24 protein-coding genes are annotated in these 24,384 nt (G+C 65.0%); 9 read left to right on the top strand and 15 right to left on the bottom strand.

The window, feature by feature from the left end:
• Positions 1-13 precede the first annotated feature (13 nt).
• The 3 genes from R3355_RS15615 to R3355_RS15605 all read right to left on the bottom strand — a co-directional run bounded on the left by R3355_RS15615 (position 14) and on the right by R3355_RS15605 (position 4,159).
• Positions 14-301: a YheV family putative zinc ribbon protein gene (locus R3355_RS15615; RefSeq protein ID WP_318962002.1), complete on the bottom strand. Its 288-nt coding sequence runs from the start codon at positions 299-301 to the stop codon at positions 14-16.
• Positions 298-2,346: an oligopeptidase A gene (gene prlC, locus R3355_RS15610; protein ID WP_318962001.1), complete on the bottom strand. Its 2,049-nt coding sequence runs from the start codon at positions 2,344-2,346 to the stop codon at positions 298-300. The genes R3355_RS15615 and prlC overlap by 4 nt, the downstream gene beginning before the upstream one ends.
• 145 nt (positions 2,347-2,491) lie before the next feature.
• Positions 2,492-4,159 carry a diguanylate cyclase gene (locus R3355_RS15605; RefSeq protein ID WP_318962000.1) on the bottom strand — a complete coding sequence of 556 codons (1,668 nt, stop codon included), beginning with the start codon at positions 4,157-4,159 and terminating at the stop codon, positions 2,492-2,494.
• A gap of 205 nt (positions 4,160-4,364) precedes the next feature.
• On the opposite strand from R3355_RS15605, the gene R3355_RS15600 reads away from it, so the two are divergent.
• Positions 4,365-4,907 (top strand): gamma carbonic anhydrase family protein, encoded by a 543-nt coding sequence (locus tag R3355_RS15600; protein WP_318961999.1) that lies wholly within the window; start codon positions 4,365-4,367, stop codon positions 4,905-4,907.
• A gap of 14 nt (positions 4,908-4,921) precedes the next feature.
• Entirely contained in the window at positions 4,922-5,581 is a 660-nt protein-coding gene (locus tag R3355_RS15595; protein WP_318961998.1) for an HAD family hydrolase, read from the top strand.
• Between the two features lie 197 nt (positions 5,582-5,778).
• Here the strand turns inward: R3355_RS15595 and R3355_RS15590 are convergent, their stop codons facing one another.
• Complete coding sequence (locus R3355_RS15590; protein WP_318961997.1) at positions 5,779-6,048, bottom strand: DUF1161 domain-containing protein; 270 nt, start codon at positions 6,046-6,048, stop codon at positions 5,779-5,781.
• Between the two features lie 62 nt (positions 6,049-6,110).
• Complete coding sequence (locus tag R3355_RS15585) at positions 6,111-7,190, bottom strand: aminopeptidase (protein ID WP_318961996.1); 1,080 nt, start codon at positions 7,188-7,190, stop codon at positions 6,111-6,113.
• Positions 7,191-7,271: 81 nt separating this feature from the next.
• Between R3355_RS15585 and R3355_RS15580 the strand changes: the two genes are divergently transcribed.
• Positions 7,272-7,685 (top strand): hypothetical protein, encoded by a 414-nt coding sequence (locus R3355_RS15580; protein WP_318961995.1) that lies wholly within the window; start codon positions 7,272-7,274, stop codon positions 7,683-7,685.
• Positions 7,686-7,740: 55 nt separating this feature from the next.
• On the opposite strand, the gene R3355_RS15575 is transcribed toward R3355_RS15580, so the two are convergent.
• The 4 genes from R3355_RS15575 to R3355_RS15560 form a co-directional block, all read right to left on the bottom strand.
• Entirely contained in the window at positions 7,741-8,166 is a 426-nt protein-coding gene (locus tag R3355_RS15575) for an OsmC family protein (RefSeq protein WP_318961994.1), read from the bottom strand.
• A 68-nt stretch (positions 8,167-8,234) separates the two neighbouring features.
• Positions 8,235-9,236 carry an LLM class flavin-dependent oxidoreductase gene (locus R3355_RS15570; protein WP_318961993.1) on the bottom strand — a complete coding sequence of 334 codons (1,002 nt, stop codon included), beginning with the start codon at positions 9,234-9,236 and terminating at the stop codon, positions 8,235-8,237.
• Between the two features lie 236 nt (positions 9,237-9,472).
• Positions 9,473-9,688, bottom strand: a complete 216-nt coding sequence (locus R3355_RS15565) for a dodecin (RefSeq protein ID WP_318948143.1) — start codon at positions 9,686-9,688, stop codon at positions 9,473-9,475.
• A gap of 105 nt (positions 9,689-9,793) precedes the next feature.
• Positions 9,794-10,681, bottom strand: coding sequence for a LysR family transcriptional regulator (locus R3355_RS15560; protein WP_318961992.1), 888 nt, complete (start codon positions 10,679-10,681; stop codon positions 9,794-9,796).
• Between the two features lie 157 nt (positions 10,682-10,838).
• Between R3355_RS15560 and trpB the strand changes: the two genes are divergently transcribed.
• Positions 10,839-12,050 carry a tryptophan synthase subunit beta gene (gene trpB, locus R3355_RS15555; protein ID WP_318961991.1) on the top strand — a complete coding sequence of 404 codons (1,212 nt, stop codon included), beginning with the start codon at positions 10,839-10,841 and terminating at the stop codon, positions 12,048-12,050.
• Positions 12,047-12,856 carry a tryptophan synthase subunit alpha gene (trpA, locus tag R3355_RS15550; protein WP_318948149.1) on the top strand — a complete coding sequence of 270 codons (810 nt, stop codon included), beginning with the start codon at positions 12,047-12,049 and terminating at the stop codon, positions 12,854-12,856. The genes trpB and trpA overlap by 4 nt, the downstream gene beginning before the upstream one ends.
• Before the next feature lie 108 nt (positions 12,857-12,964).
• On the opposite strand, the gene pbpG is transcribed toward trpA, so the two are convergent.
• Positions 12,965-13,867 carry a D-alanyl-D-alanine endopeptidase gene (pbpG, locus tag R3355_RS15545; protein ID WP_318962036.1) on the bottom strand — a complete coding sequence of 301 codons (903 nt, stop codon included), beginning with the start codon at positions 13,865-13,867 and terminating at the stop codon, positions 12,965-12,967.
• A 140-nt stretch (positions 13,868-14,007) separates the two neighbouring features.
• Positions 14,008-14,928 (bottom strand): choline sulfate utilization transcriptional regulator, encoded by a 921-nt coding sequence (locus R3355_RS15540; RefSeq protein WP_318961990.1) that lies wholly within the window; start codon positions 14,926-14,928, stop codon positions 14,008-14,010.
• Between the two features lie 113 nt (positions 14,929-15,041).
• On the opposite strand from R3355_RS15540, the gene betC reads away from it, so the two are divergent.
• From betC to R3355_RS15525, 3 genes are all read left to right on the top strand, one after another.
• Positions 15,042-16,550 (top strand): choline-sulfatase, encoded by a 1,509-nt coding sequence (betC, locus tag R3355_RS15535; protein ID WP_318961989.1) that lies wholly within the window; start codon positions 15,042-15,044, stop codon positions 16,548-16,550.
• A 48-nt stretch (positions 16,551-16,598) separates the two neighbouring features.
• Complete coding sequence (choX, locus tag R3355_RS15530; protein ID WP_318961988.1) at positions 16,599-17,525, top strand: choline ABC transporter substrate-binding protein; 927 nt, start codon at positions 16,599-16,601, stop codon at positions 17,523-17,525.
• A gap of 71 nt (positions 17,526-17,596) precedes the next feature.
• On the top strand, positions 17,597-19,165 hold the full coding sequence (locus R3355_RS15525) for a SulP family inorganic anion transporter (protein ID WP_318948159.1): 1,569 nt from the start codon (positions 17,597-17,599) through the stop codon (positions 19,163-19,165).
• A 136-nt stretch (positions 19,166-19,301) separates the two neighbouring features.
• Here the strand turns inward: R3355_RS15525 and aroE are convergent, their stop codons facing one another.
• Positions 19,302-20,123, bottom strand: coding sequence for a shikimate dehydrogenase (gene aroE, locus R3355_RS15520; protein ID WP_318961987.1), 822 nt, complete (start codon positions 20,121-20,123; stop codon positions 19,302-19,304).
• A gap of 48 nt (positions 20,124-20,171) precedes the next feature.
• Entirely contained in the window at positions 20,172-21,089 is a 918-nt protein-coding gene (gene hemF / locus R3355_RS15515) for an oxygen-dependent coproporphyrinogen oxidase (protein ID WP_318961986.1), read from the bottom strand.
• Between the two features lie 334 nt (positions 21,090-21,423).
• Here hemF and R3355_RS15510 point away from each other — a divergent pair, with 334 nt between their 5' ends.
• Positions 21,424-22,401 carry an NADPH:quinone reductase gene (locus R3355_RS15510; RefSeq protein ID WP_318948908.1) on the top strand — a complete coding sequence of 326 codons (978 nt, stop codon included), beginning with the start codon at positions 21,424-21,426 and terminating at the stop codon, positions 22,399-22,401.
• Between the two features lie 180 nt (positions 22,402-22,581).
• On the opposite strand, the gene R3355_RS15505 is transcribed toward R3355_RS15510, so the two are convergent.
• Complete coding sequence (locus R3355_RS15505) at positions 22,582-23,139, bottom strand: L-threonylcarbamoyladenylate synthase (protein WP_318961985.1); 558 nt, start codon at positions 23,137-23,139, stop codon at positions 22,582-22,584.
• A 42-nt stretch (positions 23,140-23,181) separates the two neighbouring features.
• Entirely contained in the window at positions 23,182-24,303 is a 1,122-nt protein-coding gene (dprA, locus tag R3355_RS15500) for a DNA-processing protein DprA (RefSeq protein ID WP_413243524.1), read from the bottom strand.
• Positions 24,304-24,384 lie beyond the last annotated feature (81 nt).

The raw sequence follows: 24,384 nt of genomic DNA, 5'->3' as shown, positions 1-24,384 counted from the left end.
CTTGGCGCTGTATTTATTCCGTCGGCTTCTTCAGCTTGGGATTGGGAAAGAACTGCACCGCCTGCACCTTGGGGTCGGCGGCCTTGGGTTTCAGGGCGCTGACGTTGACCCGGGTCGGCAGTTCCCTGGGTACCGAGTTGCCTCGTTCATCCAGGGTGTCGGCGTAGCCACAGGCCACGCATTCGCGGTGCGGCACGCCGTCTTCGTCCCACATCTGGATCTTGTCCATCTCGCTGCAGGCCGGGCACACGGCACCAGCAATGAAGCGGCGCTTGCTGACATTCATCGGTACGTCGCTCATGCAGCCTCCCGGCTCAGGCCAAGATGGCGCAGCAGCGGGTCGATGCTCGGCTCGCGGCCGCGGAAGTCGACGAACAACTCCATCGGTTCGCGCGAGCCGCCACGGGCGAGGATCGCCTCGCGGAAGGCGCGGCCGGTGTCGCGGTTGAACACACCCTCTTCCTCGAAGCGCGAGAAGGCATCCGCCGACAACACTTCGGCCCACTTGTAGCTGTAGTAACCGGCCGCGTAACCGCCGGCGAAGATATGCGCAAAGCTGTTGGGGAAGCGGTTATAGGCCGGCGGCCGCAGCACCGAGACTTCGTCACGGATGCCTTCGAGCACCTGGAGCACGCTGCGGCCGTCACCGGGGGTGGCGTGCAGTTCGAAGTCGAACAGCGAGAACTCCAGCTGGCGCACCATCATCAGCCCGGACTGGAAGTTCTTCGCCGCCAGCATCTTGTCCAGCAGGTTCTGCGGCAGGGCAGCGCCGCTTTGATAATGGCCGGAGATCAGCGCCAGACCTTCCGGCTCCCAGCACCAGTTCTCCATGAACTGGCTCGGCAGCTCGACCGCGTCCCAGGCCACGCCATTGATCCCCGAAGCACCGGCATGCTCGACCCGGGTCAGCAGGTGATGCAGGCCATGGCCGAACTCGTGGAACAGGGTGGTGACCTCGTCGTGGGTCAGCAGCGCCGGCTTGTCGCCGACACTAGGCGTGAAGTTGCACACCAGATTGGCCACCGGGCTGATCAACCTGCCCGCAGCATCACGGCGCTTGTCGCGGGCGCCATCCATCCAGGCGCCGCCGCGCTTGTTGCCGCGAGCGTAGAGGTCGAAGAAGAAGCGCCCGACATGCTCGCCGTGCTCCTTGATCTCGAACAGGCGTACATCCGGGTGCCAGGCGTCGAACCCGGACAGCTCCTCGATCTGGATGCCATAGAGCTTCTCGACGATGGCGAACAGGCCGCCCAGCACCTTGTCGACGGGGAAGTAGGCGCGAAGGATTTCCTGGGAAATGCTGTAGCGCTGCTCGCGCAGCTTCTCGCTGTAGTAGCCGACATCCCAGCTTTGCAGGTCGCGGCAGCCTTGCTCGGCGGCGAAGGCTTGCAGCTCGGCCAGGTCCTGGGCGGCGAACGGCTTGCTGCGCACCGCCAGGTCACGCAGGAAGTGCAGCACCTGGTCGGTGGACTCGGCCATCTTGCTCGCCAGGCTCAGCTCGGCGTAGTTGGCGAAACCGAGCAGCTTGGCCAGTTCCTGGCGCAAGGCGAGGATTTCCAACATCACCGGGCTGTTATCGTGCTGGCCGGCATTCGGCCCCTGATCGGAGGCGCGGGTGCAATAGGCGGCATACACCTCTTCGCGCAGGGCGCGGTCGTCGGCGTAGGTCATCACCGCGAAATAGCTGGGGAATTCCAGGCTGATCAACCAGCCGTCCAGGCCCTTGGCCTCGGCCGCCTGGCGCATCTGCGCCTTGGCCGAATCGGTCAGGCCGGCCAGCGCCGCCTCCTCGCTGACCTGCTTGCTCCAGGCCTGGGTGGCATCGAGCAACTGGTTGGAGAAACGGCTGCCGAGCTCGGAGAGCTTGCTCTGGATCACACCGAAGCGCTGCTTCTCGGCTTCCGGCAGGTCGATGCCGGACAGGTGGAAGTCGCGCAGGCTGTGCTTGAGGATGGTCTGCTGAGCAACGTCGAAACCAGCAGCCTCGGGGCTGACAGCCAGGGCGTGGTAGGCCTCGTACAGCGCGCGGTTATGGCCCAGCTCGGTCGAGTACTCGGACAGCTTGGGCAGGCAGGTCTCATAGGCCGCACGCAACTCGGCGTTGTTGCACACTGCATTGAGATGGCTGACCGGGCTCCAGGCGCGGCCAAGACGATCATTCAATTCGTCGAGCGCCAGCACCAGCCCGTCCCAACTTGGCTGGTCGGCCTGACGGTTGAGCAGATCGGCGATGGCCGCACGGTTGTCGGCGAGAATGCTATCGATGGCCGGCTCGACGTGCTCCGGGCGAATGGCGGAGTAGGGCGGCAGGTCGAAATCTTGCAGCAGCGGATTGTTCGCAGTCACGGTGGCACCTTGGCTAATTCGGGCGGCGTCGAACGCGCCGTAATGGCCGCTATCTTAATACAAGCCAGGCCCGCAGCCGCAGCAAAGCGCTCTATCGGCGCGATTGACCTGACGGCGGCACATCGCCGCGCCCCCGGCCGCGACCCTAGCCCTGGTAACACACCAACTGGTCGCGGCCACCACGCTTGGCGGCATAGAGCGCCTCATCGGCGGCGGCGAAGAGCTGTTCAGGGTGTTCGAAGGGACCATCGGCCAGGCTCGCCAGGCCGATGCTCAGGGTCAGGGGCGCATCACCCTCGACCAGGTTGGCCAGTTCGCGGCGCAAGCGTTCGGCTAGCACCGTGGCGTCCGCCGCGCTGCTGTTCGGCATGATCACGGCGAATTCCTCGCCGCCGTGTCGGCAGGCAATGAACGGCCGGCGCACCTCGCATTGCAGCAACCGCGCCACCTTCTGCAAGGCGCGGTCGCCGGCCTGATGGCCGTGGTTGTCGTTGAAGCGCTTGAAGTGGTCTATGTCCAGCAGCAACAGGCTGAGCGGCCGGCCGAGCTGACGCGCCACCTGCAGTTCCTTGAGCATCTGACTGTCGAAGTGGCGGCGATTGCACAGGCCGGTGAGGGCGTCCAGATAACTGCTGCGCTTCAACTCGCGCACCCGGCTACCGAGGGCCAGGGACAGCAGCACCATCTCGATCAGCGAGCCGAGCTGGAAGGCATTCTGGGTCAGCATATTGTGCGGCAACCAGCCGAACGTCTTCAGCATGTAGATCACCACCCCAACCAACAACGCGGACCAAGCCAGCAGGTAGTAGCGGGCCGGGCGTGCACCGGCCAGCAGCGCGAGCACGCCGAGCAGCAGCAGCTGCAGGGTGATGACCAGGGTCAACCCGGCAAACAGCTGGATCAGCTGGCCATAGCTGAACTCGGGGATGCCCAGCATCAGTAGGACGCACAGGCCCTGCAGCACCTGGCTGAGCCGATCCAGGCGCGGTGCCAGCTGGCGGGTGGCGAGGATGTCGCGGGCGAACTGCAGCGCCCAGAGCAGCGACAGTCCAAGCAGCAGCAACAGGCTGTCGTTGGCCAGGCGCGGGCTGGCCGGCCAGAGGAACTGGTAGCTCAGGCCGTTGTGCACGGCCATGTACAGGCCGTAGCAGCTGACGTACAGCAGGTAGAAGAAGAACGCCCGGTCGCGCACCACCAGGAACATGAACAGGTTGTACAGCACCAGCGACAGAAAGGCCCCGTAGTAGAAGCCGTAGGCCAGCTGCTCCAGGCTGATACGCTCGAACAGTGTCTGCACCGAGGACAGGCTCAGGCCGATGTTGATCGGTCCGGCCGAGGCATAGCGCAGGTAATAGCTCTGTTCGCTGTAAGGCGGCAGGTCCAGGCTGAAGATGAAATCGCGATGGTGGATCTCGCGGCTGGCGAATGGCTGGCGATCGCCGGTGTTGCGCACCTGCCAGCCGCCATCTGGTTGAGGGCTCCAGAAATCGAGCCAGTCGATCAGCGGATAGTCCTGGCGCAGCATCAGGTAGCGGGTTTGCGCGGAGGGGTTGCTCAGGCGCACCCGCACCCACCAGGCCGAATGGCTGAAGCCGAAGTTGGCCGACTCGGCCTGATTATCGCGAAACTCCATGGCCTGGACCTGCTCCAGGCTGAGCTGACCACTGGGGTCCTCGAGCAACTGCAGATGGGGCGCCAGGTTGACCGTCTCGCCCTGCTGAGGCAGAACCAGCGCGCGCACCTCGGCCTGAACCAGCCCGAAACACAGCCACAGCGACAAGCCGGCCAGGATGCGCCAGGTCAGTGCCTTCACGCTCAATAGATTCCCCACCACCATCGAAAACCTGACCTTGCGTCTACGTGTCCCTCCGGCAACTGGGAGGAAGCTTTTTGCCGGATTCTGCCAGTGCGATGGCCTGGAGTCATCAGTTTCTGGCGAGCGGTTCCGCTCGCCAGACCGGCGTTATCGGCCAGAGTTGATTACACTCATGCATAAACCAGCTCGGGAGACTCCCATCGTGGCAATCCGCAGTTACCAACAGTTCACCCCGCAGCTCGGCGAGCGGGCCTTCGTCGATGTCTCGGCCGTGGTTATGGGCGACGTGGAAATCGGCGCCGACAGTTCGATCTGGCCGCTGGTGGTGATCCGCGGCGACATGCACAGCATCCGCATCGGCAACCGCACCAGCATCCAGGATGGCTGCGTGCTGCACATCACCCACGCCGGGCCCTTCAACCCGCGCGGCTACCCGCTGAATATCGGCGACGACGTGACCATCGGCCACAACGTCACCCTGCACGGCTGCAACATCGCCGACCGGGTGCTGATCGGCATGGGCAGCATCATCATGGATGGCGTGGTGATCGACGAAGAAGTGGTGCTCGGCGCCGGCAGCCTGGTCACCCCCGGCAGCCACCTGGAAAGCGGCTACCTGTACGTCGGCAGCCCGGCGAAGAAAGCCCGCGAACTGACCGAAAAGGAACGCAGCTACTTCCGCTACAGCGCCGACAACTACGTGCGCCTGAAAGATCAGCACCTGATGGAAGGCTATACCAGCTGATGAGGCGGGGAGGCATGCACTACCAGAACATCCTCTTCGACCTCGACGGCACCCTCACTGACCCGCGTGAAGGCATCACCCGTTCGGTGCAGCATGCGCTGGCCAAACTCGGTATCGACGAGCCGGATCTGCAGGCGCTGGAGCACTTTATCGGGCCGCCGCTGTTGCAGTGTTTCATGCACAGTTATGGCTTCGATGAGGCCAGGGCCTGGCAGGCGGTAGGGCATTACCGCGAGCGTTTCGCCGAGGTCGGGCTGTATGAGAACCGGGTATTCGAGGGCGTGACGGCGTTGCTCGAGCTGCTGCAGGCGCAACGGCGCACCCTGTATATCGCCACCAGCAAGCCGCGGGTGTTCGCCATGGAGATCGCCCGACATTTCGATTTCGCGCGGCACTTCACGCTGATCTACGGTAGCGAGCTGGATGGTACGCGCACCGACAAGGTCGAGTTGATCGGCCATCTGCTGGAGCAGGAGGGGCTCGACACGGCCAGCACCCTGATGATCGGCGACCGCAAGAACGATTTGATCGGCGCACGACGCAATGGCCTGGATGCGGCGGCGGTGGGTTATGGCTTCGGCAGTGTCGAGGAACTGCAGGCCGAGGCGCCGACCTATCACTTCCAGACCCTGGCCGAGTTGCACCGGGCCTTCGCGGCCCGAGGTGCGCCTTAGATGGCTCGGGCCGTGCCGGTCGGGGGCGCTCGGCTGATTATCGGTCAAGCTGATGGGTTCTCACCTGCGCGGCCCGACCCATCCGGTTTTGCAGTTTCGTCGCTTGTATCGGCGTCAAACGTCCGCCCGGCTTGCACCGCGCTCTGTGCGGGCTACAAGCGGGTGGCGGTAACGCCGTCCGCCCCCAGGCGGCTTGCTCACTGAGGCGCAGACGGTATCCGCGGCGTCTCAAGCGCTGAGCCGTTCTTCTGGTAGATGATCTTGCGGGTGCCGCCGTCGCAGGTGCCGACCACCATGCTCTGATCCTGCACCTCGTCGTTGTCGACGATTTCCAGGGTGTAGCTGGGCACGCCGGCGGCCTGGATCTTCACTTCGATTTCCTGCTTGAGTTCCTCGCAGGGTTTGGGCGCCGCCCATGCCGTGCTGCCGAGCACGCCGAGCAGCACGACCACTGTCCATCTGTTCATTGCGCATCTCCTGGGTTTTGCGAAACTCGCCAACATTCGACTGGCGCGCGGTACAGCAAGTTCTAGCCGGCTTTATCCAAGACTTCCAGCGCCCGGGTGCGCGCCTCGGCCGGCAACTCGCCGAGAGCGGCGACTCTTTGGTAGAAGCGCGGCCAATCACCGCCGACCTCGGCGAACAGGGCGGCGAACGCCGGCACCCACTTGTCGTAGAGGCCGAACGGCAGCAGCTTGGCGTTGTTCAGCGGTGCCTCGACCCAGGCGTCGTAACGACCGCGACCGCCCCACTCGCGCTCACGCAGGATCCGGTACTCCTGGCGCAGACGCTCGAACTCGGCCTGCTTGGCCGCACGCATGACGTCCTCCTCCAGGTCGCTGGCATACAGCTGCTCCAGGCGCGCGCGGCTGGCCAGCACCAGCGCGCTGAACTGTTCGCGCTGCCTGGTTTCGTGCCGGTCGGTGGCCGGGAGGCCCTGGGCCTGTTGCCACTGGCGCAGACCTTCGCGCTCGACGAAGGTGGCGAAGGATTCGTTGAACGCGGTGTCGTCGGCCACATACAGCTGCTGGTGGGCCAGTTCGTGGAAGAGTACCGCCACCAGGCGCTCATCGTTCCAGCGCAGCATGGTGTTGAGAATCGGGTCGTTGAACCAGCCCAGGGTGGAATAGGCCTCGACCCCGCCCAGGTAGGTATCGAAGCCTCGCTGCTTGAGCAACGCCGCCGCGCCACGGGCACGGCCCTGGCTGTAGTAGCCGCGATAGGCCACGCAACCGGCGATGGGAAAGCAGTGCAGCTCGGGCTTGACGGAAAACTCCGCCGTGGCGAACAGGTTCCACACCACGAAAGGCCGCTGGATATCGGCAAACAGGCGGTAGCTGCGGTTATCCGGCAGGCCCAGCTCGGCGCTGGCGAAATCACGCGCCTGCTGGGTCAGGACCAGGCGTTGCTTCAGCCTGGCATCCACCTGCGGATCGCGCAGCACCGCATCCACGGGCTTGCTCGCCTGCAACAGCTGCACCTGCCCGCGGGCCAGGTGGCCGTAGTAGTCCAGGGTGCTGCAACCGCCGAGCGACAGCAGCGCCGCCAGCAGCGGAACCCAGCGCCAGCAGAGCGAGTCGATAGTTAAGTGAGCAAGGCGACAGGTCATGTCCACCAAACTAGCGCATTGCAGCTACTGTCCGCACTATCGGCGTAAGCTGCTTGCATAGCGTCAACTGCGGAGGCTTCCATGCGTTACCCATCCCTGATTATCAGCCTGTTGATGCTCAGCGCCTGCGCCTCGCCGTTGCCGCCGCGCGACCCAGGCCTGGCCTGGGTCGACCTGTACACCACCGCCAGCGATCTGTTGATGGCCGATGAACTCGACGGCAAGCGGGTCAACGATGGCCGTTACTTCCAGATCACCCCTGGCGCCCACGAACTGATCGCACGCTTCCAGTTCGAGGTGCAGGGTGGCGGCAGCCTGATGGCCGAGCCGATCCAGCGTACCTGCGAGCTGCGCGTGCGTTACGACGACTTCGTCGCCGGCCAGCGCTACCGGATCGAAGCGCGGACGCTGGCGATGAGTGCCCAGGGCTGGCTCTACGACGACCAGCGCAATGTGCTGGCGCGCGCCAGGGTGCTGCGCTGCGGGGTTTTCTAGCCGGTAGCAGGCGGCTGCAAGACTGCCTGCGGGAACCTTCACGGGTCCTATCGGATCAAGCGTCGAGCACGGCTTCCAGGGTGATTTCGGCATTCAACACCTTGGATACCGGGCAACCGTTCTTGGCGGCTTCTACCGCTTGCTCAAAGGCCGCTCGGTCGGCACCCGCAATCTTTGCTCGCAGGCTCAGGTGCACGGCGGTTATGGCGAAACCGCCGTCGAGCTTGTCGAGGGTAACCTCAGCCTTGGTCTCGATACTTTCGGCGGTCATTCCGGCGTCCCCCAGCTCCTTGGACAGGGCCATGGAAAAACAGCCGGCATGGGCCGCGCCGATCAGCTCTTCCGGGTTAGTGCCCGGCTGATCCTCGAAACGCGTATTGAAGCCATAGGGGCTGCTGGACAAGACCCCGCTCTGGGTGGAGATAGTGCCTTTGCCATCTTTGATGCCGCCTTGCCAGTGGGCCGATGCTGTCTTTTTCATCTGAATTCTCCATTGCATTAAGGGCTACAGAGTTCAGAGAGCTATCGGCGCGACAAGTTCGCGCCGATTTAGCCAGCGCGCACTTGCGCAAGAATCTCGAAGGCGCGCAAGCGGTCGGCAAAGTCGTAGAGGTCGCAGGTGAAGATCAGCTCGTCGGCGCCGGTCTGCTCCAGCAGCACCTCCAGGCGTGCCCGGACTTTTTCCGGGCTGCCGACCACCGCCATGCCAAAGAAGCTGGCGACTGCCTCTTTCTCGTGGGGCAGCCACAGGCCGTGCATGCTCTTGACCGGCGGCTTCTGCACCAGGCTCTGGCCGCGAATCAGGGCGAGGATGCGCTGGTAGGCCGTGGTTGCCAGGTACTCCGCTTGTTCGTCGCTGTCGGCCGCGATCAGTGGCACACCGAGCATCACGTAGGGCTCGTCGAGCACCGCCGAGGGTTTGAAGTGGTTGCGGTAGACGCGAATCGCCTCGTGCATCAGGCGCGGTGCGAAGTGCGAGGCGAAGGCATAAGGCAGGCCTTTCTCGCCGGCCAACTGGGCGCTGAACAGGCTGGAACCGAGCAGCCAGATCGGCACCTGGGTGCCGGTGCCCGGCATGGCAATGACCCGCTGCTGCGGCGTGCGCGGGCCCAGATACCCCTGCAATTCCTCGACATCGCGGGGGAAGTCGTCGGCACTGCCGGAGCGCTCGCGGCGCAGGGCATGGGCGGTAAACTGGTCGGCGCCTGGCGCGCGCCCCAGGCCCAGGTCAATGCGGCCCGGATACAGGGTGGCGAGGGTGCCGAACTGCTCAGCGATCACCAAAGGCGCGTGATTGGGCAGCATCACCCCGCCTGAACCGACACGAATGGTCGAGGTCCCCGCGGCCAGGTAACCCACCAGCACCGCAGTCGCCGAGCTGGCGATACCGTCCATGTTGTGGTGCTCGGCCACCCAGAAACGGGTGAAACCGAGGCGTTCGACATGCTGGGCCAGGGCCAGGGAGTTACGCAGCGCCTGCTCGGGCCCGCCGTCAGCACGGATCGGTGCGAGATCGAGGGTGGAAATTCTGGTCTGTGCTAACACGCTCATAGGCCCTGCCTGTTTGCTTGTGTGCAGCTATCGACGCATGCCTGCACCAATAACCCAGTCAAATAGCAGGGCTTAGTCTACGGACTCGAGACGCGACCGGCCAGCGACTGCTGCGCGCGGCCCACGGTGACTCGGTGGTCCGGATGCAATCCGGGAATGGCGTCGCCTGCCGCCCCGGATTGCATCCGGACTACCCACTTGCAAGGACCCGTGATCGGCAGAAAGCCGGCGACCGTTCAGCTTTCGCTGAGGCGGAAACCGACCTTGAGAGTTACCTGGTAGTGGCCGACCTTGCCGTTTTCGATATGCCCGCGGGTTTCAACGACTTCGAACCAGTCCAGGTTGCGCACGGACTTGGCGCACTCTTGCAGGGCATTGTTGATCGCTTCGTCGATGCTGTTTTTCGACGAACCGACGACTTCGATCTTCTTGTAAGTGTGGTGATCAGACATGGTGTTCTCTCCACGGAAGGTACTTAAAAGTTAGTCGAGCACACCGTTTTCTGTGACATGTATTTGGCATATCCAGCCAAACTAAACGCGATAGTCAAACGCGGCTCAGCCAGCCAACTCACCACGCAGCCAGTCGGCCAGGCATTGCGCGCGCTTGTCCAGCCGCCGCGCAGGCACCCACAAGGCCAGGCTAGCCGGGGTTGCGACAAAGCCCCAGGGGGCGACCAGGCGCCCGCCCGCCAGATCGTCGGCGACCAGTTGTTGCGGGGCGATGGCCACGCCCAGGCCGGCGGCAGCGGCCTCCAGCAGGTAGTAGAGATGCTCGAAGCCCTGACCCAGCCTCAGCGCGCTGGCGTCCAGGCCATTGCTCGCCGCCCAGTTCGGCCAGGCCTGCGGGCGCGAGCTGGTGTGCAGTAGAGCTTCGCCCAGCAACGCCGCCGCTGGCGCATCGTGCAGTTCGGCGAAGTGCCCGTAACGCGGACTCAAGACCGGCCCGATACGCTCGACCGCCAGCTCGAACACCTGCATGTCCGCCGGCCAGGGCGGCTCGGCGAACCACAGGGTGGCGTCGACCCCGGCACGCCGCGGGTCCAGCTCACCCTCGCTGGCCGAGAGTTGCAGGCGCAACTCCGGCAACTCGCGATTGAGCCGATCCAGGCGCGGAATGAACCAGCGCGCCAGCAGACTGCCGGGGCAGGCCAGGACGAAGGGCGCCTCGGCCTGACCCTGCTGCAGCTCGCTGCAGACCGCCCGCACCCGTTCGAACGCCTCGCTGCTGACATCGCGCAGGCGCAACCCGGCATCTGTGAGTTTAAGGCCACGCCCATCCTTGACGAACAAGGGCACGCCGAGGTGCTCCTCCAGTGCCCGGACCTGCCGGCTGACCGCACCATGGGTGACATGCAGCTGCTCAGCAGCTTGGCTTACGCTCTGCAGACGGGCGGTAGCCTCGAACGCCCGCAGGGCATTGAGTGGGGGGAGCGCTTGCTTCATCTGTGAGTTTTCCTGACAGGTTTCGGCAATCTTATCGCTTTTACCGCCGGCCACACAGCCTTATCCTGTGCCCATTGCTGTAGGAGCGGTCGCCATGCCCGCGAATCGCGCCCATGGGGCGCTCCTATCCCCGTTTCATTCCCCTGTGGAGAACGCCATGACCTCATACCGCACTGGCCCTGACGCCAACGGCCTGTTCGGCTCGTTCGGCGGCCAGTATGTCGCCGAGACCCTGATGCCGCTGATTCACGAGCTGGCCGCCGAATACGAGAAAGCCAAGCTCGACCCCGAGTTCGCCAAGGAGCTGGCCTACTTCCAGCGCGACTACGTCGGCCGGCCAAGCCCGCTGTATTTCGCCGAACGCCTGACCGAGTTCTGCGGCGGCGCGAAGATCTACCTCAAGCGTGAAGAGCTCAATCACACCGGCGCGCACAAGATCAACAACTGCATCGGCCAGATTCTGCTGGCGCGGCGCATGGGCAAGAAACGCATCATCGCCGAGACTGGCGCCGGCATGCATGGCGTGGCCACCGCTACAGTGGCGGCGCGTTTCGGCCTGGAATGCGTGATCTACATGGGCACCACCGACATCGATCGGCAGCAGGCCAACGTGTTCCGCATGAAGCTGCTCGGTGCCACCGTGATCCCGGTGGTGGCCGGCACCGGCACCCTGAAAGACGCGATGAACGAAGCCCTGCGCGACTGGGTGACCAACGTCGACAGCACCTTCTACCTGATCGGTACCGTCGCCGGCCCGCATCCGTACCCGGCGATGGTGCGCGACTTCCAGGCGGTGATCGGCAAGGAAACCCGCGAGCAGATCCTCGCCCAGGAAGGCCGTCTGCCCGACAGCCTGGTCGCCTGCATCGGCGGCGGCTCCAATGCCATGGGCCTGTTCCACCCCTTCCTCGACGACAAGGACATCCAGATCATCGGCGTCGAAGCAGCGGGTTACGGCATCGAAACCGGCAAGCACGCAGCCAGCCTCAACGGCGGCGTACCCGGCGTGCTGCACGGCAACCGCACCTTCCTGTTGCAGGACGACGACGGCCAGATCATCGACGCCCACTCGATTTCCGCCGGCCTCGACTACCCCGGTATCGGCCCGGAACACGCCTGGTTGCACGACATCGGCCGCGTCGAATACTGCTCGATCACCGATGACGAAGCGCTCGACGCCTTCCACAAATGCTGCCGCCTGGAGGGCATCATCCCGGCCCTGGAAAGCGCCCACGCCTTGGCCGAAGTATTCAAGCGCGCGCCCAAGTTGCCCAAGGAGCACCTGATGGTGGTCAACCTCTCCGGCCGTGGCGACAAGGATATGCAGACCGTTATGCACCACATGAGCGAACAGGAGAAGCACGCATGAGCCGCCTGCAGACGCGCTTTGCCGAGCTTAAGCAACAAGACCGCGCCGCCCTGGTGACCTTCGTCACCGCTGGCGACCCGAACTACGCCACCTCCCTGGCGATCCTCAAGGGCCTGCCGGCAGCCGGTGCCGACGTGATCGAACTGGGCATGCCCTTTACCGACCCGATGGCCGACGGCCCGGCCATCCAGCTGGCGAATATCCGCGCCCTGGACAACGGCCAGGATCTGGCCCAGACCCTGCAAATGGTCCGCGAATTTCGTGAAGGCGAGCAGGCCACCCCGCTGGTGCTGATGGGTTACTTCAACCCGATCCACAAGTATGGCGTCGAGCGCTTTATCGCCGAAGCCAAGGCCTCCGGCGTCGACGGCCTGATCGTCGTCGACCTGCCGCCGGAACATAACGTCGACCTCTGTGACCCGGCGCAAGTGGCGGGCCTGGATTTCATCCGCCTGACCACCCCGACCACCGACGACAAGCGCTTGCCCAAGGTACTCAACGGCAGCTCCGGCTTCGTTTATTACGTGTCGGTGGCCGGCGTCACCGGTGCCGGTGCGGCGACCCTGGAGCATGTCGAACAGGCCGTGGCCCGCCTGCGCCGGCATACCGATCTGCCGATCAGCATCGGCTTCGGCATCCGCACCCCGGAACACGCGGCGACCATCGCCCGCCTGGCCGACGGCGTGGTGGTCGGCTCGGCGCTGATCGACCAGATCGCCAATGCCGAGAACGATGCCCAGGCGGTGGACGGCGTACTGAGTCTGTGTCGCGAACTGGCCGCAGGCGTGCGTGGCGCCCGGCTGTAGACCTCGAACGCAGGGTGGGCCGGGCGGCGCTCCGCTTCAGCCCACCGCCCGAAGGTAATCAGAGTTGCCGGGGATGCTGCGGTGGGCAGGGTTGGTGGGAGCCGGCTGTTACTGCGAGGCCTGAAGCTGGCGCTGCGCCATTTTCTGCTTGCGGTAGCTGATCGCGGCGGCGGGCACCGGGGTGATCTTGCCGGTTTCCAGCCAGCGCTTGAGGCGGTTGGCGTCGGCCATGTGGGTGTATTTGCCGAAGGCGTCCAGCACCACGAAGGCCACCTGCTTGCCGGCCATCTGCGTGCGCATGACCAGGCAGTGACCGGCCGCATTGGTAAAGCCGGTCTTGGTTGCCTGCACGCTCCAGTTGTCCTTGCGTACCAGGCCGTTGGTGTTGCGAAAACCCAGACTGTAGTTGGGCTTGCGGAAGGCCACGGTCTTGTCCGGGGTGGTGCTCAGCTCGCTGATCAGCGGATAGTCTTTGGTGGCCTTGAGCAGCAGCACCAGGTCGGTGGCAGTAGAGACGTTATGCTCCGACAAGCCGGTCGGTTCGACGAAGCGACTGCGCGTCATGCCCAGCGCCCGGGCCTTGGCGTTCATCGCCGCGATAAAGGCCACATGACCGCCCGGGTAATGGTGCGCCAGACTGGCCGCCGCACGGTTCTCCGACGACATCAGCGCCAGCAGGAGCATGTCACGGCGGCTGACCTCGCTGCCGATGCGCACCCGCGAGAACACGCCCTTCATCTCTGCGGTATCGCGAATGGTGATCGGCAGTTGCTGATCCAGCGGCAACTTGGCGTCCAGCGCGACCATGGCGGTCATCAGTTTGGTCACCGAGGCGATCGGCACCACCACATCGGGGTTGCTGGAGTAGAGCACCTGGTTGGTCTGCAGGTCGACCAGCAGGGCACTGCCGGCCGCAAGCTGCTGGGTCGGCGCCTTGCTGGCGGCTTGGCTGTTCGAGGCAACAACAAGGCCGCTGCAGATCAGCAGCAGACCGACTATCGAATGGCGGATATTCACGGGAAAATTCACTGGGTTGAGTGGGGAAGTACCAGAGCAGCGGCGACTGACCACAGCAGTATACGGAACTCGGCTAACACTTTTTCAGTGTAGGCCGTCCATGCCGCTGCATTGCCCCCGTTCGGCGGAATGCTTCAAGTCGTTTCGTCTTCCCGCGCCAGCTCGGCCCGGAGCCAGTCGACGAAGTACTGGGTCAGGCGCTGGCGCCGCTTGCGCTCGGGCAGCACCACGTAATAGCCGAAGTCGGAGCGCACCTCGCCGGCGCACACGCGGCACAGCAACTCCTGAGCCAGGAGTTCATCGACCAGATGGCGCCAGCCGATGGCCACGCCCTGACCGGCGATGGCCGCCTGAATCAGCAGGGTGTAGTTGTCGAAACGCAGCATCCCCGGGCTGGGCGTCTCGGCGATAGAAAACGCACGGAACAGGCCGTTCCAGTCGAACCAGCGCGAGCGCATTTCCGGACGCAGATGCAGCAGGGGCAACTCGGCCAGCGCAGTCGGCGCCAGCGGCAAGTCCCGCCCCTTGAGCAGCTGCGGACTGCACACCGGGAACACCTCCTCGTGAAACAGCAGATGAGCCTCACCATGCTTGAAACGGCCATCGCCGAAGGCGATGGCCACGTCGATCTCCGCCGGCAGCGCGGCCAGGTCGCGGGCGCTGGTGATCAGGCTGACGTCCACCTCCGGATGGAGCCGATGGAAACGCTGCAACCTGGGCATCAGCCAATAGGCGGCGAAGGCGAAGTCGGTGGCCACCTGCAGCACTTCATGCTGCTGCCCGGCAGCGACCGCGGCCAGACCGGCGTCGAGACTTTGCAGGCCGTCCTGGACGTAGCGCAACAGCAGTTCGCCGGCCTCGGTGAGGACGATGCCGCGGTAGACGCGGTCGAACAGGCGGGTCGCCAACTGCTGTTCGAGGCGCTTGATCTGCTGACTGATGGCCGGCTGGCTGCTGCCCAGTTCGGCGGCAGCGGCGGTGAAGCTCAGGTGACGGGCCGCGGACTCGAACACCCGCAGCACATCCAAAGACAACCCGGCGGTGCTCTTAAACATAAGCTGTCGTTATCCAAGTCATGTATTCACCGCGGGTTTACCCAGATCCGTCCAGGCCTGATTATCGAACCAGCAATGTCGCATAAATCTTTAATATGGAAAACCAGCGACCTATGAAACGCCCGAATATCCTCTTCATCATGACCGACCAGATGGCCGCGCCTATCCTGCCGATTCACGATGCGGCATCGCCGATCAAGATGCCCAACCTGGTCCGCCTGGCCGAAAGCAGCGTGGTGTTCGACGCCGCCTACTGCAACAGCCCTCTGTGCGCACCGTCGCGCTTCGTCCTGGTCAGCGGCCAGTTGCCGAGCAAGATCGGCGCCTACGACAACGCCGCCGACCTGCCCGCCGATGTGCCGACCTACGCCCACTACCTGCGCCGCCTCGGCTACCACACGGCGCTGTCGGGCAAGATGCACTTCTGCGGTCCGGACCAGTTGCACGGCTACGAGGAGCGCCTGACCAGCGACATCTACCCGGCCGACTACGGCTGGGCAGTGAACTGGGATGCCCCCGAGGAGCGCCTGAGCTGGTACCACAACATGGCCTCGGTGCTGCAGGCCGGCCCGTGCGTGCGCAGCAACCAGCTGGATTTCGACGAGGAGGTGGTGTTCAAGGCCCAGCAGTACCTGTTCGACCATGTGCGTACGAATCCCGAGCAGCCGTTCTGCCTGACCGTGTCGATGACCCACCCGCACGACCCCTACACCATTCCCGAAGAGTTCTGGAATCTGTACGAAGACGTCGACATCCCGCTGCCCAGCCAGGTCATCGACCAGGCCGAGCAGGACCCGCATTCGCAACGCATCCTCAAGGTCATCGATCTGTGGGGCAAGACCCTGCCCGAGGACAAGATCAAGGACGCGCGACGCGCCTACTTCGGCGCCTGCAGCTATATCGATGCGAACATCGGCAAGCTGCTGAAGACCCTCAAAGACTGCGGCCTGGACGAGGACACCATCATCGTCTTCTCCGGCGACCACGGCGACATGCTCGGCGAGCGCGGTCTCTGGTACAAGATGCACTGGTTCGAGATGTCGGCCCGGGTGCCGCTGCTGGTGCATGCGCCCAAGCGGTTCGCCGCCCGGCGGGTCGGCCAGTGCGTGTCGACCATGGACCTGCTGCCGACCCTGGTGGAGCTGGCCGGCGGCGAGGTCGAGGCCGACCTGGCTCTGGATGGCCGCTCGCTATTACCGAACCTCGAGGGTCGCCAGGGCCATGATGAGGTCATTGGCGAATACATGGCCGAAGGCAGCAACGCCCCGCTGATGATGATCCGCCGCGGCGACTGGAAGTTCATCTACTCCGAGCAGGATCCACTGCTACTGTTCAACCTGCGCCACGACCCGCAGGAGCGCGAGAACCTCGCCGACTCCGTCGAGCACCAGGCGCTGCTGGCCGAGTTCATCGACGAGGCGCGCACGCGCTGGGATATGCCGGCCATCCATCAGGCGACCCTGGCCAGCCAGCGCCGCCGCCGCCTGGTCGCCGAAGCGCTGACCAAGGGCCGCCTGAAAAGCTGGGATCACCAACCGCTGGTCGACGCCAGCCAGCAGTACATGCGCAACCACATCGACCTCGATGACCTGGAGCGCCGCGCCCGTTACCCACAGGTGTGACAGCAACACGCGTGCAACCAAATAATTAGAAATCCGAGGAAACAACCCATGAACAAATCAGCCACAGTGTTTCTCGGCGGGCTGTTATTGGCCGCCAGCACCCTCCACGCCCAGGCCGAAGATGCCAGTTGCAGCACGGTGAAACTGGGCGACCCGGGCTGGAGTGATATCGCCGTGACCAACGGCATCGCCAGCTTCCTGCTCGAAGGCCTGGGCTACAAGGCGCAGACCCAGACCCTGGCCGTGCCGATCATCTTCGCCGGCCTGCAGAAGGGCCAGGTCGATGTGTTCCTCGGCAACTGGATGCCGGCGCAGCAGAGCAACTACGACAAGTTCGTCGCCAGCGGTGAGGTGGCCAAGCTGGGCCAGAACCTGAGCGGCACCGAATACACCCTGGCAGTGCCGACCTACGCCTATGAGGCCGGGGTGAAGACCTTTGCCGACCTCGACAAGTTCGCCGACAAGTTCGACAGCAAGCTCTACGGCATCGCCTCGGGCTCGCCGGCCAACGAATCGATCCGCCAGATGATCGAAGCCGACGAGTTCGGCCTGGGCGACTGGAAGCTGGTGGAATCCAGCGAGCAGGCGATGCTGGTGCAGGTCGGCCGCGCGGTGAAACGCGACCAGTTCGTGGTATTCCTCGGCTGGACGCCACACCCGATGAACGTCAACTACGACATCAAATACCTCAAGGGCGGCGAGAAATATTTCGGTGAAAGCGGCAGCGTCAACACCCTGGCCCGCAAGGACTACGCCACCGAGTGCCCGAACGTCGGCAAGCTGCTGAGCAACCTGAGCTTCACCCAGGAGATGGAAAACGCCATCATGGACAAAGTGCTGAGCAAGCAGGCGAGCAATGCCGAAGCGATCAAGGCCTGGCTGCAGGCCAATCCGGCGGTGCTCGACGGCTGGCTGGAAGGCGTCAGCAGCCGCGAAGGCGGCAACGGTCTGGCGGCAGTCAAAGCCAAACTTTGAATCAACCGGCGCGATTGGTAGGGTGGGCCGAGCGCCGCCCGCCCCACCCATCCCACCAAGAGCGACACTGAATGCCGCTACCCAACCGCCAGACCCTGCTGCCGTTCCTGCGCTGGCTGCCCAACACCAGCAAGCGCAGCCTCGGCAGCGACCTGCTGGTTGGCCTCAGTGGCGCGATCCTGGCCCTGCCGCAATCCATCGCCTACGCCCTGATCGCCGGGCTGCCGGCCGAGTACGGCCTGTATGCGGCCATAGTGCCGGTGATCATCGCCTGCCTGTGGGGTTCGTCCTGGCACCTGATCTGCGGGCCGACTGCGGCAATCTCCATCGTCCTGTTCACCAGCGTCAGCCCACTGGCGACGCCGGGCAGCGACGATTTCATCGCCCTGATCCTGCTGCTGAGCTTTCTCGCCGGGCTGTTCCAGTGGCTGCTCGGCCTGCTGCGCTTCGGCGCCCTGGTGAATTTCGTCTCGCACTCGGTGGTGCTCGGCTTCACCCTGGGCGCAGCCGTGGTCATCGCCCTCGGCCAGCTGCCCAACCTGCTCGGTATCGCGGTACCGAGCCAGGCCACGGCGCTGGCGACCATCCTCAATATCGGTCAGCACCTGGCGGAAACCGACTGGCGCGCCCTGGCCCTGGCGGCTTTCACCCTCGGCGTCAGCCTGCTGGTCAGGCGCCTGTGGCCGCGCTTGCCGGCCCTGCTGATCGGCATCGTCGCCGCCAGCCTGGCCGTGCTGGCGTGGCCGGCCCAGCTCGGCGACATCGCCCTGGTCAGCGCCTTCGAGGGTCGCCTGCCGCCGCTCAGCCCGTTGCGCTTCGAGCTGGCAAGCGTGCTGCAGCTGCTGCCGGCGGCGGTGGCCTGCGGCATGCTCGGTCTGGTCACCAGCCTGTCGATCGCCCGCGCCCTGGCCGGCAGATCCCAGCAATTTCTCGACGCCAACCAGGAAGTGCGCGCCCAGGGCCTGTCGAACCTGATCGGCCCCTGGTTCTCCGCCTCCCTGTCGGCCGGGTCCTTCACCCGCTCGGCGCTGAACCTGCAGGCCGGCGCGCGCTCGCCCCTGGCCGGGGTGTTTTCCGCACTGCTGGTGGCGCTGTTCGCCCTGGTCGGCGCCAGGCTGATCGCGCACATTCCGCTGCCGAGCATGGCCGCGGGCATCCTCCTGATCTGCTGGGGTCTGGTGGATGTTGCCGGGGTGCGCGCGCTGTTCCGGGTCAGTCGCTCGGAGTTCCTGGTGATGCTGCTGACCCTGCTCGCCACCCTGTTGATGGAACTGCAGACGGCGATCTACGCCGGGGTGCTGGCTTCGCTGTTCTTTTATCTCAAGCGCACCTCGCAGCCGCGGGTGAAGTTCTGGCAGGAGGGCGAAGAGGAACTGTTGCGTGTCGAAGGTTCGATCTTTTTCGGTGCCTGCCACTATCTGCAACAGCTCATCCAGCGCAGCAAGGGCGAGCGGGTGATCATCGACGCGCACCACGTCAACTTCATCGACTATGCAGGGGTGGAAATGCTTCACCAGGAAGCACGGCGGCTGCTCGCGCAAGACCGCAGCCTGATCCTGCGCCGCGCCCGGCCCCAGGTGATCGAGGAAATCCAAAAGCTCGAAGGCGCCGAGCTGTGCCCGGTGCAGTTCGAGGATTAGGGTTCCGGGTGCGCTGCGCTTGTACGGTTATGTCATGTGCCATGATCGGCGAATCGTTGGTGCGCGTAGCGCACCCTACGGGTTGCAGTCAGCTGCCGAGTTTGCGCTAGGCAATAACCGGGGCATTTAGCCCGCGTCAAGCCGCGAGCGAGCGGCGCAATTCGGCCAACACCGGCTCGCTGTCCGGGCGCACGCCGCGCCAGAGGAAGAACGCCTCGGCAGCCTGCTCGACCAGCATGCCCAGGCCATCCAGCGTACGGCCTGCGCCCTGTTCGGCGGCCCAGCGGTTGAAGGCGGTTGGCTGTTTGGCGTACATCATGTCGTAGCACAGCGTGTGATGGGGCTTGATCAGGCTCGCCGCCAGCGGCGGCAGTTCGCCGGCCAGGCTGGCCGAGGTGCCGTTGACAATCAGGTCGACCGGCGCATCGATCCAGTCGAAACCACTGGCCACCACCGGCCCCAGGTCGGCGAACTCGCCGGCCAGTTGCTCGGCCTTGGCCACGGTGCGGTTGGCGATCACCAGGGCCGCCGGCTGCTGCGCCAGCAAGGGCTCGAGCACGCCGCGCACGGCCCCGCCGGCGCCCAACAGGAGGATGCGCTTGCCGCGCAGGGCGAAACCGGCGTTGACAGTCAGGTCACGCACCAGCCCGGCGCCGTCGGTGTTGTCACCGAGCAGGCTGCCGTCGTCCAGCTTCTTCAGGGTATTCACCGCGCCGGCGCGTTGGGCGCGAGCGGTCAGGCTGTCGGCCAACTGAAAGGCCTGCTCCTTGAACGGCACGGTGACGTTGGCGCCCTTGCCCTGGGTAAAGAAGTGCCGGGCGAAACCGGCGAAGTCGTCCAGCGGCGCGAGCAGCGCCTCATAGCTCAGCGGCTCGCCGGTCTGCGCGGCGAACAGTCGGTGAATCAGCGGCGACTTGCTGTGCGCAATAGGGTTGCCGAATACGCCGTAACGGTCCATGAAACTCCTCGTGAGATGCGCCGGGTGGGCTGAAGCCCACCCTACCGCCTATTGTGACTCGGCCAGCCAGTCGCGGTCGGTCAGATAATACTCGGTCAGGCGCGCTTCTTCGCTGCCCGGCGCGGCTTTCCAATCGTAGCCCCAGCGCACATGGGGCGGCAGCGACATGAGGATCGACTCGGTGCGCCCACCGGACTGCAGACCGAACAGGGTGCCGCGGTCGTAGACCAGGTTGAACTCGACGTAACGACCACGGCGGAAGGCCTGGAACTCGCGCTCGCGCTCGCCGTAGGGGGTCAGCTTGCGCCGTTGCACGATGGGCAGATAGGCCGCCAGGTAGGCATCGCCGATCGCGCGGATAAAGGCGAAGCTGGTGTCGAAGTCCCACTGGTTCAGGTCATCGAAGAAAAGACCGCCAATGCCGCGTGGCTCGCCGCGGTGCTTGATCTGGAAGTAGTGGTCGCACCATTCCTTGAAGCGCGGGTAGACCTCGGCGCCGAAGGGCGCACAGGCCTCGAAGGCGACCCGGTGCCAGTGCACGCAGTCTTCTTCATTGGCGTAATAGGGGGTCAGGTCGAAGCCGCCACCGAACCACCAGACCGGCTCCTCGCCCGGCTTCTCGGCGCTGAAAAAGCGCACGTTGGCGTGGGAGGTGGGCACATAGGGGTTTTCCGGGTGGATCACCAGCGACACGCCAAGCGCCTCGAAGCCGCGGCCGGCCAGCTCGGGCCGATGGGCACTGGCCGAAGGCGGCAGGCTGTCGCCGAATACATGGGAGAAGTTCACTCCACCTTTTTCGATCAGCGCACCATTCTCGATCACCCGCGTGCGGCCACCGCCGCCGGCCGGGCGCTGCCAGCTATCCTCGAAGAACTCGGCACCACCGTCCTCGATTTGCAGGGCGGAGCAGATACGGTCTTGCAGGTCGAGCAGATAGGCCTTTACGGCCTCAGTACGGTCACTCACGGCGGCACCTTGGCAAGCAGTCAGGCCAGCCGGAGGTTGCCCGGCCGGCGAAATCGGTGGCAAGCATAACATTTGCCCATGCTCCCTCGCAGTTGACGCCGCTCGAGCGACAGGATTGGATAGCAGACCGTTGAAAACGTAGACGAGGCAGCCGAGACAAGGCAAAAACAGGCGAGGAAGCGGAGTTTACGAGCTGTAAATGAGCATTCCGAGCCTGTTTTTAACGCCGTATCGGCAACGTAGGTAGCTTTTCAACGGCCTGCTAGATGCCCCGACGCACCCCGGCCGCCATCATCGACGGCTTGATCGAACCCCCTGCAGCAAGGAGCCTTGTATGGCCAAGCGTATTCAATTCAGCAGCCACGGCGGCCCCGAAGTCCTCGAGTACCGCGACTACCAGCCAGCCGCACCCGGCCCCCACGAGGTCCGCGTGCACAATCAGGCGATCGGCCTGAACTTCATCGACACCTATTTTCGCAGCGGCCTGTATCCGCCACCGGCCCTGCCGTCGAGCCTGGGCAACGAAGGCGCGGGCATCGTCGAGGCAGTCGGTTCGCAGGTCAGCCAGTTCCAGGTCGGCGACCGCGTCGCCTATGCCACCGCCCCGCTGGGCGCCTACAGCGAACTGCACGTGCTGCCGGCCGGCAAGCTGGTCAAACTGCCGGACGCGATCAGCTTCGAGCAGGCCGCGGCGGTGATGCTCAAGGGTCTGACCGTGCAGTACCTGTTGCGCCAGGTGTTTCCGCTGAAGGGTGGCGAAACCATCCTGTTCCATGCCGCCGCCGGTGGCGTCGGCTCCTTCGCCTGCCAGTGGGCCAAGGCGCTGGGAGTGAAGCTGATCGGCACCGTCGGCTCGGCCGAGAAAGCCGCACGGGCCAAAGAGCAGGGCGCCTGGGCGACCATCGACTACAGCCACGAGGACGTAGTCCAGCGCGTGCTGGAGCTGACTGACGGGCATAAGTGCCCGGTGGTGTACGACGGTGTCGGCAAGGACACCTGGGAAATCTCCCTCGACTGCGTCGCCCCGCGCGGCCTGCTGGTCAGTTTCGGCAACGCCTCGGGCGCGGTGACCGGGGTCAACCTGGGCATCCTCGCGCAGAAAGGCTCGTTGTTCGTCACCCGGCCGACGGTGGCCGGCTACGCCGACACCCCCGAGCGCCTGCAGATGATGGCCGACGAACTGTTCGGCATGATCGAAAGCGGTCAGCTTAAGGTCGATATCAGCAACCGCTATGCACTCAAGGACGCCGCCGCCGCGCAAGCCGCCCTGAGCGCCCGGCAGACCACCGGCTCGACCATTCTGCTGCCGTAGAAAGCCGCGGGCAAGGCGCGCCAAGCGGTTGCACAGACACAACCCAATACCTGGCGCGCCGTAACCCACCATGGCCATCTGCGGCGCCTGAACTGGTGGGTTATGCGGCGCCCGCATAGCGCATAACTATCAATTCCGTGGCAATGCGCCGCCAACCCACCCTGCGCAAGCGCATCTCCATCAGGACGGGCGCACCACATCGCCGCTAATCAGGTCGCGGATCAGGCTGGGGTTCTTGCGCCCGCCCAGGGTACCGCCGAGCACCTTGTCCAGTTGCCGCGGGAAGTACTGCTCGACCCGCAGGCGCGAGCGGGCCGCCGGGCGTCCGGCAGGATTGGCCGAGGTCGATACCAGCGGGCCGGTGAGGGCGCAGAGTTCGCGCACCAGCGGATGATCGCTGACGCGCAGGGCGACGCTGCTGTGCTCGCCGGTGATCCACTCGGGCAGGCGCTGCTGATGCGGTACCAGCCAGGTATTGGGTCCCGGCCAGGTGCCGGCCAAGCGCTCTTGCCAGATGTCCGGCAGGTCTTCGAGGAGAAAATCGAACTGGTCAATGCAGTCCGCCACCAGAATCAGGCCCTTGTTCATCGGCCGCTCTTTCAGCGCCAGTAGCCGCTCCACCGCGAGTTCGTTCCACGGGTCACAGCCCAGGCCCCACACCGCCTCGGTCGGGTAGGCGATTATTCCGCCCTGACGCACCACCCGCGCTGCCTGCTGTATCTGCCACCTGCTGACCATCCACTGCACTCCCACCTATGCCTGCCGCGCAGTGTATCCAAGCTAGCGGGCGCGGCCCACCCAGCGTCCACCTTCGCAGGCGATATGGCCGTCCAGCTCCAGCTCGGTGAGCGCCGCCAGCACCTGCGACAACGGCCATCCGCTGACCGCCGCCAGGGCTTCACTGCTGTGCGGCGCCGCATGCAGCAGATCGAGCAGCGGGTGCTCGAAGCCTTGCGCCGGACTCGCCTCGCTCGCCAACGGCGGTTGCAGCTGCCAGCCGCGCAGCGCTTCGAGAATATGCGCAATGCTTTCCACCAGCACGGCGCCATCGCGGATCAACTGATGACAACCGCGCGCGCCCGGATGATGGATCGAACCGGGAATGGCGTAGACCTCGCGACCTTGCTCGGCCGCCAGCCGCGCAGTGATCAGCGAGCCGCTGGACGGGCTGGCCTCGACCACCAGCACGCCGAGGGACAGGCCACTGATGATGCGGTTGCGCCGGGGGAAATTGCTCGCATGGGGCGGACAATCCAGCGGCAACTCGGACACCAGCGCGCCGCCGTGCTCGACGATATCCGCGGCCAATTGCCGGTGCCGAGCCGGATACAGGCACTGCAAGCCGGTGCCGAGTACCGCGATGGTTTTGCCCGCCACATCCAGTGCGCCTTGATGGGCGGCGCCGTCGATGCCCAGCGCCAGGCCGCTGGTGATGACGAAGCCACCGGCAGCCAGGCTGCGGGCGAAGCTGTGCGCGGTATCCAGCCCGGGGCGTGAGGCGCGACGGCTGCCGACCATGGCCAGTTGCGGCAGCTCGAGCAACGCCGGATCGCCGGCCACGTAGAGCAAGGGCGGCGCATCGCCGAGTTCGGCGAGCAGCCCCGGGTAAGTGGGGTCGTCCCACATCAACAGATGATGCCGCTCGGCCTCCAGCCAGGCCAGGGCGGCAGCGGCGCGCTCACGCACCTCGCTGCTGCGCCGCGGTTCGGCGCAGGCGGCCGGCAAGCCCAGCGAACGCCAGGCGCTGGCTGGGGCGCTGAGGGCCGCGGAGGCGCTGTCGAAGGCGCTGAGCAATTTGCGAAAACGCCGCGGCCCAAGCTCCGGCAGGCTGTGCAGGCGCAGGCGGGCTTCGAGTTCGGCAGGGGAAATGCTGTGACTGGGGCATTGCGCCATGGCGATCATCCTTGATCGGTCGCGCCCGCAAACCTCAAGGGGCCGCGGGACGGCAGGTAGCCGTGCAGCAGAAACCCCAGTCGCGCAAGC

Origin of the sequence: Pseudomonas sp. (genome assembly GCF_033723075.1) — a bacterium.
Lineage (GTDB): Bacteria > Pseudomonadota > Gammaproteobacteria > Pseudomonadales > Pseudomonadaceae > Aquipseudomonas.
The sequence above is the reverse complement of the archived record's forward strand: the minus strand, read 5'-3'. Positions and strand labels throughout refer to the sequence as shown.